Origin of the sequence: Catellatospora sp. NPDC049133 (assembly GCF_040648455.1) — a bacterium.
In the GTDB taxonomy this organism is placed as follows: Bacteria; Actinomycetota; Actinomycetes; order Mycobacteriales; family Micromonosporaceae; genus Catellatospora; species Catellatospora aurea.
Map to the genome: position 1 here is coordinate 22,455 of NZ_JBEZDT010000063.1, position 10,222 is coordinate 32,676.

The following is a 10,222-nucleotide window of genomic DNA, read 5'->3' on the forward strand; positions in this document are numbered from 1 at the left end:
GCCATGGAGGCACCCTCATGCGTTTCTCGCGAGCTGTCATCGCCGCTGCCTGCGTCTCGCTGCTCACCCTGTCTGCCTGCAGCTCGGGGCCGGACGATTCCCAGAACCCGGCGTACCAGGGGGCGTACCTCTACGGCACCGACGGCAACATGGCGAACGAGTTCGGCGCGGAGTTCAAGGAGCAGCCGGGCCTGCTCAACGGCATGAAGGGCACGCTGCCGCTGAACGAAGCGGAGGAGGCGTTCCTGCAGGGGATAAAGCGGATCAATCCCGGCCTCAAGGACCGCCTGTACGCCGGCGAGGCGTACGACGCCGTCGTGATCAGCGCGCTGGCCGCGCAGCAGGCCGGCAGCACCGAGCCCGCCAAGATCGCGAAGTACATCAACGCGGTGACCGTGGGCGGCACCATCTGCCGCTCGGTCAAGCAGTGCCTGACCCTGGCGAAGAGCGGCAAGCCGATCTCCTACCGCGGCATGACCGTGCGGTACGGCTTCAGCGAGGTCGGCGAGCCTGCGACGACGAGCTACGGCACCGTGCACTTCGGTGAGGGCAACGCCCTCGACAACGGCAAGACCGAGTACCTCGGCACCGGCAACGAGCGCGACGTGACCGGCCAGAAGCTGCCGACGCCGGTGAAGAACGGCACCACCGACAAGCCGCTGACCTTCGGCGGCCTGCTGCCGAAGACCGGCGCGCTGGCATACACGACCCCGCCGATGGACGCGGGCGCCAAGCTCGCGATCGAGGAGATCAACGCCGCGGGCGGCGTGCTGGGCAAGCTGGTGAAGTGGATCGACGGCGACGACGGCACCTCGCCGGCGAAGGCCAAGGCCACGATCGAGAGCCACCACGCGGCCGGGGTGCAGGTGCTGATCGGCCCGGGCGCCTCGGGTGTCGCGCTGGCCACGCTGCCGGATGCGATCAAGTACGGCATGGTCATGTTCTCGCCGTGCAACACCTCGCCCGACCTGACCGGTTTCGACGACAAGGGCCTGTACTTCCGCACCGCGCCCTCGGACCTGCTGCAGGCGCGGGCGCTGGCCGATGTGATGCTGCGCGACGGCCTGCAGCGGGTCGCGATCGTCACGCACAGCGACAACTACGGCAAGAAGCTCGCCGAGGGTGTCACCAAGGAACTGGTCAAGGCCGGCGTGAGCGAGGTGGACGTGCAGACGTACATCTACGAGATCACCGACGACGGCTCGGTCAAGGACCAGGCCGAGCTGGCGAAGATCGCCAACCAGATCCTGCCCACGAACCCCGACGGCGTGCTGGTCATCGGCTACTCCGAGTCCGCGGGAGCGATCAAGGCCCTCGCTGCCGCCGGTGCGAAAATCCGCCACTAACGTGTTGCGGTACGACCCCCGTTAAGGAGAAGTCATGAGCGAGTCCGTGGAGACCCGCGGCGACGACCGCCGCGACCTGATCAAGGGCGACACCGACAACGACGGCCGCACCGACGTGTGGGTGTCCGACACCGACGGCGACGGCAAGGCCGACCTGTTCCAGTTCGACACCGACCACGACGGCGAGGTCGACATCACCCTGGTCGACCTCGACCAGGACGGCACGCCGGAGATCACGGTCGACGGCGACGGCGGCCACGCCCCCAACTGACGCCGCGGCTCCCTGCCGCAACATTTAAGTGTCGCGCCTTCCGGGCCTCCCGGAGGGCGCGACTTTTTAAGAGTTGCGACCGGGGATTCGGCGGCTCGGCCGCGGGTCGGGTCAGGCGGCGTTGAGGTGGCGGATGGCCTGCCAGATGAGCAGGAAGAGGGCGACGGCGAAGAGGGCGCCGAGCACGACCACGCGCGGCACGGCGGGGCGCATCGGCGACACGACCGCTTCGGGGTGGCCGAGGTTCACCAGGCGCTGCCGCTGGGCGAGCACCTCGTCGCGGCAGTGCACCAGCAGCATGTCGCCGGGCGCGATGTGGTCGACCCGGCTCAGCTCCACCGCGAACCGGGCCTGTGCGGTCTGCAGGCCGCGTACCGCCCGCTCACCGGCCCGGCCGCAGCGGGCCCGGCCGTAGCGGCGGGCGTCGGCCCGCAGGTGGCCGTGGCCCATGATCTGCAGCTCGCCGGGGGTGGCGATGTTCCGGTCGTGCAGCCGGGCGAGCTGCGCGACGTAGTAGTGGGCCTCGCGATGCCGGGCCACCCACAGCAGGGCCAGCACCATGGCCAGCGCGGGCAGCCCCTTGCCGAGCATGCCGAGCAGCACCCCGGCGGCCCCGGAGCCCAGGCCGTCCGCGAACAGGGGCGAGTTCCACACGAAGTGGGTGAGCCAGGCCAGCCCGAGGCCGAGGCCGAGCCCGCCGAGCCGCCACCACATCGGCTTGTCGGTGCGCACCACGAACCAGGCGATGCCCGCCCCGGCGAGCGCGGTGAACAGGGTGTGGCTCCACAGGCCGGCGAGGAAGCCGCGCAGGAAGAAGGTGGCGATCACGGGACCGACGCCGTCGCCCTGGCCGCGCAGCGCGACCGCGTTGACGGCGAACACGATGTCCTCGACGACCTGGTAGCCGAGCCCGATGAGCGCGCCGTAGACCATGCCGTCGAGCACGCTGTTGATCTGCTTGCGGGCCACCAGCACGATCATCACGACGCCGAGTGCCTTGAGCAGCTCCTCGATGGTCGGCCCGGCGATGGCCGAGCCCCAGGTCGCGGCGAAGGCCGGTGAGATCAGCTTGGCGACCAGGTCGTGCACGGCCTGGGTGCCGGGGATCGCCGCCGTGGTGGCCACCGCGCCGCCCCAGGCGAACGCGGTCGCCATGAGCAGCGGCGGCTCGCGTTCGAGGAAGTCCATGGACGCGATGAAGAGCCAGAACGGCACGGCGTACAGGGCGAACAGGAGCACCGCCGAGGTGGTGGCGATCGGGAAGCGGGCCATGTCGGTGCGCAGTATCTCCAGCAGGCGCACCAGGCCGGCCAGCATAATCAGTCCGAGCAGCCAGAACGCGGGCAGCTGCAGCGACTTGAGCGCTCGCGCCGCGCGGGGCGTCGGGCGTACGGAGAACCGCCAGCGCCGCCCCCCGGAGCGGCCCGCGACCGTCACCGGCCACCGCCGTACCGGATGGAGCTGATCGAGTCGTCGATGCCGGCGAGTTCGCGCTGCAGTTCGAGCTGCGCGCCGCTGACGGTGACCTCGATCGAGCGCCCGTCGGCGAGGAACACGGCGTACCGGCCGCACCGGCCGGGCGCGGTGTACCCGCCGGCCAGGCCGGACAGCCCGCTGGCCGTGTTCACCCCGCCCTCGTCGCCGGTGACCTGGTAGCCCTGCGTCGCCTTGATCTTCGTACGCAGCTTGTCGGCCGCCTCCGCGATCTGCCCGCCGAACGGCTGCACCACGATCGCGTAGCGCACGTCGCCGACCAGGAACAGCACGGTGGCCCGCTCGTCGCCGGGGCGGGTCTTGCTGGCGTCGACCCGGGCCCCGGGCGGCGGCTGCACGCTGACGCCCGCGCCCACCTCGTAGAGGTGCCCGGCAAGGGAGCGGTCGGTCGGCACGGCCCGGTTGAGGGCCGGCAGCCCGAAGACGACGAAGAGCAGGGCAGCGAGTACCGCTGCCCCTCCCAGCAGGTTCCGCACCAGTCGATGGGCGACCATGGTCCGACGGTAGCGGGGCATAGAACTTGAATGCTGCTATATCGAACAACCCGGGCGCATGACCGGGGGACTTTGACGGTATGCAACAACGCCTTCAGGATGAGTGAATGACCGGACGGGTGATCAACCGGCGGGAACAGCACAAACAGCACACCCGCGAGGCGCTGGAGGACGCGGCGCTGGCGCTGTTCGCCCGGCAGGGCTTCGAGCAGACCACGGTGGAGGACATCGCGGCCGAGGTCGGCGTCTCGGTGCGCACGTTCTTCCGCTACTACGCGTCCAAGCAGCACGTGCTGTTCGGCGACGTCGGGCACTCGCGGGTGGAGCAACTGCGCACCGCCCTGGCCGCGCGGCCCGACGGGGAGCCGCCGCTGGAGTCGGTGCGCGCCGTGCTGGACGGGGCCGACATCACCGACGAGGCCCAGCTGGCGCAGATCCGGGCCCGCCTGCGCCTGCTCACCGAACAGCCGACGCTGCTGAGCGCGTACCTGGTGATCAGTGAGGAGCTGCGGAGCCTGGTGAGCCGCTTCGTCGCGGCGCGTTGCGGGGTGCCCGAGTCCCACCCGTACCCGCTGCTGGTCGCCGGGGCTGCCCAGGCCGCGTGGGACAGCGCGCTCTGGTCCTGGGCCGGCGGGCACAGCCCCGACCTGGCCGCCGCGCGCCGGTCGGCATTCGCGCAGCTCACTGTGGGTATTCGCGCACCGGGTTGAAAGGGGCATACCGCCCTGTTGGTCATCACATTCGGGTAACAGCCGCCACTGTCTGCGAACCCCCTCCCTGTCGTCTCAACTCATACAGAAGTTGAAGCGCAAACGATCAGGGAGGCGTCATGCTGGCACGTCGGCGGGCCTATAGCGCGAAGGGCCTGTTGACTGCCGCCGCGGCGGCAGCACTGATCTCGACGACGCTCCTGGTGGGGTTGGCGAGCTACAGCGGCGCGGTGATCGAGGCGGGCGGCCGGGCGGCCGTGGCCGCGGCCCCGCCGGACGAGCGCGCCGTGCAGGTGCGCCTGCCCTCCCGCACCGGTGGCAGCGGCTGGTCCTCGACCGGCACCGAGGTCGGCAAGTCATTCTCGGAGCAGTCCTGGCGGGAGACCGACGGCAAGCTGCGCGAGTCGTTCGCGGCCCGGTTCTCCGGCACGAAGGTCGAGTTCGGCTCGGCCGGTTATGCGAGCGGCCTGCGGTTCACCAGCGACACCGGTGACGCGACGGCCGACAGCTACGGCGTGGTGTACGCCCGGGTCATGTTCTTGGACGAGCTGGCCGAGCACGCCCGCCTGGTCTCCGGGACGTGGCCGGCGGCAGGCTCGAACCCGCAGCAGGTCGTCGTGGGCGAGGCCGCCGCGCAGGCGCTCGGGCTGCAGGTCGGCTCCGAGGTCGCCTTCGCCAACGGCATCACCAAGAAGAACCAGCGCGTGGTGGTCAGCGGCGTCTTCGCCGCGAACCGGGAAGAGGACCCGTACTGGCTGCTCGTGCCCGAGATGGCCGAGGGCGTCGAGGCCGGGCGCAGCACGTACGGCCCGCTGGTGCTGCCCCGTGAGGACTTCTTCCGCGACTGGTCCTACCTCGGCAACAGCGGCTGGGTGGTGACGCCGGACCTGTCGCGGGCCGAGCTGCCACAGCTGATCGCCGCCCGCAACGCGGTGCGGACCCTGCCGGAGGTGACCGAGGAACTGGGCTACGGCGACGGCGGCCAGGCCGGCACGCACCTGGAGCGGCTGGTCGACCGGATCCAGCAGGCCAGCCTCGTCGGCCGGTCCGACCTGCTCACCCCGCTGCTGCTGATCTCGATCCTCGGCGGGTACGCGCTGCTGCTGCTCGCCGCGCTGCTCACCGAGGGCCGCCGGGCGGAGACGGCGCTGCTACGCGCCCGCGGCGCGTCCCGCGGCCAGCTGGCCGGGCTGGCCGCCCGCGAGGCGCTGCTGATCGCCGGGCCCGCCGCCGTGCTGGCCCCGCTGCTGGTCGCCCCGCTGCTCGGCCTCGTCGCACGGCTGCCCGCGCTGAGCAACGTCAGCCTGCGGCTGGAGGCCGGGATCACGCCGACGACCGTCGCCGTCGCCGCGGCCGCCGGGCTGGGCTGCGTACTGGCGATGCTGCTGCCCGCCATGCGCGGCGGCGGCACCTACGTCGCGGACCTGGCGGCCCGCTCGCGGCCCAGCCGCGCCGCCGCCGCCCAGCGCACCGGCCTGGACCTCGCGCTCATCGGCTTCGCCGGGCTGGCCTGGTACCAGCTCCAGCAGTACGAGTCGCCGCTGTCCGGCGTCGCCGGCAAGCTCGGCATCGACCCGCTGCTGGCCGCTGCCGGGCCGCTCGGGGTGCTCGCGGGCGCGGTGCTCGCGCTGCGCCTGCTCCCGCCGCTGACCCGGCTGCTGGAGCGCCGGGTGGACCGGCGGCCGTGGTTCGCCGCCCAGCTCGGCGTCTGGCAGGCCGGACGCCGCCCGCACGCCGGCCCGGTGCTGCTGCTCGCGCTGAGCGTCGCGGTCAGCACGCTGGCCTGGACGCTCGCCGCGACCGCCCGGCAGTCCCAGGTGGACCAGGCCGACCACACCGCGGGCGCGGACCTGCGCCTGATCGAGACGGCCTGGTCGGTGCCGCCCGGCCGGGTGGACCAGCTCGCCTCGCTGCCCGGGGTCACCGCGGCCCTGCCGGCCTGGCGGACCCGCATGGACACCGGCGAGAAGGCGACCCCGACCACGGTCCTGGCCATCGACACGACGTCCGCCGGGGAGGTGCTGCGACTGCGCCCCGACCTCGGCGACGCGCCCGCACAACTGGCCGCCGCCGCGGCGGAGAGCCACCGCCAGCCGGGCGTCGACCTGCCCGAGGGCACGACGGCGCTGCGCGGCACGGTGCGCGTCACCGGCCCGGAGGGCGAATGGCTCGCCCACCCGCGCGAGGTGACGGCGCTGGTGCTCACCGACGAGCACGGCGCGATCCACCAGGTGTCGGTGGCCGGCGACGAGGACTCCGACGCGTACGCCTTCGAGGTGGCGCTGCCCCGTACGCCGCACCTGCGGCTGACCGGGTTCGCCGTGGACGGCCCGGAGATGCCGGGTGGCATCCCGATCGTGTGGCAGCTCAGCGGCCTCGCAGCGGTAGGCGCGGGCGGCGCCGCCACGGCGCTCAAGCTCGACGGCGACGGCACGAGCTGGGGCCTGCCCACCTCCTCCCTGAGCGGGCAGCAACGGGTCGAGGGCGACACGGTCCGGGTCGAGCTGACGAGCGTCGGTGGCTTTGGCGAAGTCCCGCGGTTCGCGTTCAACCTGCGCCCGATGAGCGACAAACTCACCGTCCCGGCGCTGGCCACGCCCGAGGTGCTCGCGTCGCTGCACACCGAGGTCGGCGCGAAGCTGGCCATCCCGCTGTGGGGCAGCAGCAACGTCGAGGTGCACATCGTCGGGCAGCTCACCGCGCTGCCCGGCGGGGTGGACCAGGCCGCGCTGCTGGTCGACATGCCCGCGCTGAGCACCCACTTCCAGCAGGCCGGCTGGCGGCCACCCAACATCACCGAATGGTGGGTGCAGACCGACCCGGCCCGGCACGCCGAGGCCGCCGCGGCGGCCGGCCCGCTGCCCAACCTGCAGACCGTCGACCGGAAGGCGCTGGCCGTGCACGCGGCGGACGACCCGTTCGGCGTCGGCGCGCGGATCGCCCTGTTCATCGCCGCGCTCGGCGCGATCGGCCTGGCCCTGGTCGGCGTCGCCGTCGACGTGCGGGCGACCGCCCGGCGCCGGGTCGCCGAACTCGCCGTGCTGAACACCCTGGGCGCGACGCCACGCCTGCTCGCCCGCGCACTGATGATCGAGCAGGCGTTCCTGGCCGGGCTCGGCGTGGCGGTCGGCCTGGTGGTCGGCCTGCTGGTGGCCCGGACGACCGGACCGTTGGTCATCCTCACCCCGAGTGCGAGCCGGCCGGTGCCGCCCGCGCTCACCACGACGGACTGGCTGCCCGTGCTGGGCACCGCCGCCGCCCTGCTCGCCCTCACCCTGGTGATGGCCGGGCTGGTGGCCACCACGATGCGGCAGCGGCTGGCCGCGGCCCAGCTGCGGATCGGAGCTGACCGGTGAAGGGTTGGATCGCCCGGGTACGGGCCACGGCCGGGCCGCTGGCGCTGCTCGGCACACTCACACTGCTGGCCGGGGTGCTGGTGGTCGGCGCGCCACGAGCCGCGAACCGGCTGACCGACGAAGGCCTGCGCAACGACATCTCGCAGCTCAGTTACACGTCCCGGGACCTGACCTATCGCGGGGTCAAGGACAAGGGCGACAACTGGAAGCCGGACGGCAAGCTGGAACAGCAGCAGGCTGTGCTCTACCCGGCGCTGCGCGAGCGGATCGAGCAGTCCTGGTGGGCGGCGACCACGACGCTGGACGAGTCCTGGGTGACCGGGACCGGCCTGCCTGGTGACAACAAGCAGGGCGCGATGCTGTTCAGCCTGCGCGCCGGCAACGGTCTGGAGGAGCAGGTCGACCTCGTCGAGGGCCGCTTCCCGAAGACCAAGGCGGGCACCGCGGGCCCGATCGAGGTCGTGCTGACCGAGTGGAACGCCGACAAGCTGCGGCAGAAGGTCGGCAGCACGTTCCTGTTCCACCGGGAGGTGCCGGTCGAGGTGGTCGGCATCGTGCGGCCGCACGACGAGAACGGCACCTTCTGGGAACCCACGCCGTTCGGGCTGCGGGCGTACCTGCCCAACGACGACGGCGACCCGTACCGAGTGGTGGTCTACTCCGACGAGCTCGGCCTCGACCGCGTGAAGGATCTCGCCGGCATCGTCTACGAGTGGCGCTACCGGGTCGACACGGCGAAGCTCGACGCCGGCGTGCTGCCCGAGGTCGTCGAGGCGGTCACCGTCGCCCGGCGGCAGGGGCTCGACGCGACCCTGCTGACCAGCCTGGACTCGCAACTGGCGAAGTTCGCCGACAAGGCCCGTGCCGGGGCGGCCCTGCTGGCCGTCGTGCAGATGGGCGCGCTGATCACGCTGGCCGGGCTGGTGCTGCTGGCGGCCCGGGTCGCCGTGACCCGCCGCCGGAGCGAGTTCGCGCTGCTGCGGGCGCGCGGCGGGGCCATCGCCACCATCGGCTCGTACACGCTGCTGGAGTCGCTGCTCGTGGTGCCCCCGGCGGTGGCCGGCGGCCTGCTCGGCGCGGCGGTGGCCGGACGGCCCGCGGTCACCTGGCCGGTGCTGGCCGTGTTCACCGCGCTGGCGGCGCTGGCGGTGCCGGTCATGACCATGCGGACGGCCCGCAACCCCTCCTTCTCCGGCGAGCGGGCCGACCTGGCCACGGCGCGGGTGGGCGTGAAGCGCCGCACCGCGGAGCTGAGCCTGCTGGTGCTGGCCGGGCTGGGCGTGTGGCTGCTGCGCAGCCGCGGGCTGAGCACCGCCGCCGGGGTCGACGTCTACCTGGCCGCGGTGCCGGCGCTGCTGGCCGCCGGGGCGGCGGTGGCGATGGTGCGGCTGGTGCCGCCGGTGGTGAGCCGGCTGGGCCGGCTGGCCGCCCGCGGGCGCGGCGCGGTGAGCTTCCTCGGGCTGTCCCGCTCGGGACGCACCGCGGGCGCGGTCATCGGGCCGGTCGCGGTGCTGGTCGTCGCGGTCAGCACGGCCGTGTTCAGCGTGGCCGTGGCGAGCACCATCGACGAGGGCCGCGACCGGGCCACCGACCTGCGCCTGCCCGCCGACGTCAAGGTCGACGGGTACTTCTTCGACGACGCCACCGAGGCCGAGTTGGCCGCAGTGCCCGGTGTCACGGCGGTGTCCCAGTACATGGTGGACGGGGCCAGCGACCTGGTCGTCGACTCCAAGCGGCTCGGCACGGTGTACGCGCTGGTGCTCGACGGGCAGGCGTACGCGAAGGTGGTGGCGGACTCCGGGGTCGACGTGACCCCGCCGAAGGAGTTCACCGAGGCGGTGCCCGGCGCACAAGTACCAGTCCTGGTCTCCCCGGGCGTCGCCAAGCAGCTCGGCGGCGACCACGGCGCAGTCACACTGCGCGGCCGGCAATACGAGTTCCGGATCGCCGCCGTGGTCGACGGCTTCCCGCCGATCGCCAACGGCGCGTCGAACTTCATCATCGTGCCGTGGCAGGCGGTGCAGACCGACGCTCAGAAGGCGTTCACGCCGAACGGCTACCTGGTCGCCGGCGACGCCGACCCGGAGCGGCTGCGCGAGGTCGGCGCCGCGGGTCAGGAGCGCTGGGCCAACGAGGGCTTCCGGCCGCGCGCGTACGAGGAGGTCACTGACGTGATCACCTGGGAGCAGGCGCGGGAGGAGCTGGACAAGGCCAGCATCAACGCGGTGGTCACGTTCGCGTATGCGATCGGCGCGGGTGCCGGGGTGGCGCTGGCGCTGCTGGCGATCGGTTTCGCGGTGGTGTCGGGGGCGCGGGGCCGGGGCACGGTGCTGTCGCGGTTGCGGACCATGGGCCTGTCGCGGGGTCAGGGCCGTCGCCTGCTGCTGGTGGAGTTGATGCCGGTGGTGGCCGTGGCGGTGGTGACCGGTGCGGTGGTGGGCACGGCCGTACCGCAACTGATCGCCCCCGCTCTGGGGCTGTCGCAGTTCACCGACGGGGTGTCGGTGGGTGTCACGTTCGACCCGGTGATCGTCGGCGCCTGCCTGGTGCT

The 10,222-nt window shown here is 72.7% G+C and carries 7 protein-coding genes; 5 read left to right on the forward strand and 2 right to left on the reverse strand.

Features of this window, described 5'->3' with window-relative positions; translation table 11 throughout:
• Window positions 1–17: 17 nt before the first annotated feature.
• Both AB0B35_RS40560 and AB0B35_RS40565 read left to right on the forward strand, forming a co-directional pair.
• Window positions 18–1,346 (forward strand): ABC transporter substrate-binding protein, encoded by a 1,329-nt coding sequence (locus AB0B35_RS40560; RefSeq protein WP_361056771.1) that lies wholly within the window; start codon window positions 18–20, stop codon window positions 1,344–1,346.
• A gap of 34 nt (window positions 1,347–1,380) precedes the next feature.
• Window positions 1,381–1,617, forward strand: coding sequence for a hypothetical protein (locus tag AB0B35_RS40565; protein ID WP_144123171.1), 237 nt, complete (start codon window positions 1,381–1,383; stop codon window positions 1,615–1,617).
• Window positions 1,618–1,728: 111 nt separating this feature from the next.
• Here AB0B35_RS40565 and AB0B35_RS40570 read toward each other — a convergent pair whose 3' ends face one another.
• Both AB0B35_RS40570 and AB0B35_RS40575 read right to left on the reverse strand, forming a co-directional pair.
• A complete protein-coding gene (locus AB0B35_RS40570) occupies window positions 1,729–3,054 on the reverse strand; it encodes a PrsW family intramembrane metalloprotease (RefSeq protein WP_361056774.1) in 1,326 nt (441 codons plus the stop codon).
• Window positions 3,051–3,605, reverse strand: coding sequence for a hypothetical protein (locus tag AB0B35_RS40575; RefSeq protein ID WP_360540871.1), 555 nt, complete (start codon window positions 3,603–3,605; stop codon window positions 3,051–3,053). The genes AB0B35_RS40570 and AB0B35_RS40575 overlap by 4 nt, the downstream gene beginning before the upstream one ends.
• 107 nt (window positions 3,606–3,712) lie before the next feature.
• Here AB0B35_RS40575 and AB0B35_RS40580 point away from each other — a divergent pair, with 107 nt between their 5' ends.
• The 3 genes from AB0B35_RS40580 to AB0B35_RS40590 all read left to right on the forward strand — a co-directional run.
• Window positions 3,713–4,315: a TetR family transcriptional regulator gene (locus AB0B35_RS40580; RefSeq protein WP_361056777.1), complete on the forward strand. Its 603-nt coding sequence runs from the start codon at window positions 3,713–3,715 to the stop codon at window positions 4,313–4,315.
• A 119-nt stretch (window positions 4,316–4,434) separates the two neighbouring features.
• Window positions 4,435–7,671 carry an FtsX-like permease family protein gene (locus tag AB0B35_RS40585; protein ID WP_361056780.1) on the forward strand — a complete coding sequence of 1,079 codons (3,237 nt, stop codon included), beginning with the start codon at window positions 4,435–4,437 and terminating at the stop codon, window positions 7,669–7,671.
• The coding region (locus AB0B35_RS40590; protein WP_361056783.1) for an FtsX-like permease family protein at window positions 7,668–10,222 on the forward strand (2,555 nt) is incomplete at its 3' end. The genes AB0B35_RS40585 and AB0B35_RS40590, both read left to right, overlap by 4 nt.

Excerpts from the sequence above, each read along its gene's own strand:
- AB0B35_RS40560 (WP_361056771.1), top strand. The coding sequence starts at position 18 with ATGCGTTTCTCGCGAGCTGTCATCGCCGCTGCCTGCGTCTCGCTGCTC.
- AB0B35_RS40565 (WP_144123171.1), top strand. The coding sequence starts at position 1,381 with ATGAGCGAGTCCGTGGAGACCCGCGGCGACGACCGCCGCGACCTGATC.
- AB0B35_RS40575 (WP_360540871.1), bottom strand. The coding sequence starts at position 3,605 with ATGGTCGCCCATCGACTGGTGCGGAACCTGCTGGGAGGGGCAGCGGTA.
- AB0B35_RS40580 (WP_361056777.1), top strand. The coding sequence starts at position 3,713 with ATGACCGGACGGGTGATCAACCGGCGGGAACAGCACAAACAGCACACC.
- AB0B35_RS40585 (WP_361056780.1), top strand. The coding sequence starts at position 4,435 with ATGCTGGCACGTCGGCGGGCCTATAGCGCGAAGGGCCTGTTGACTGCC.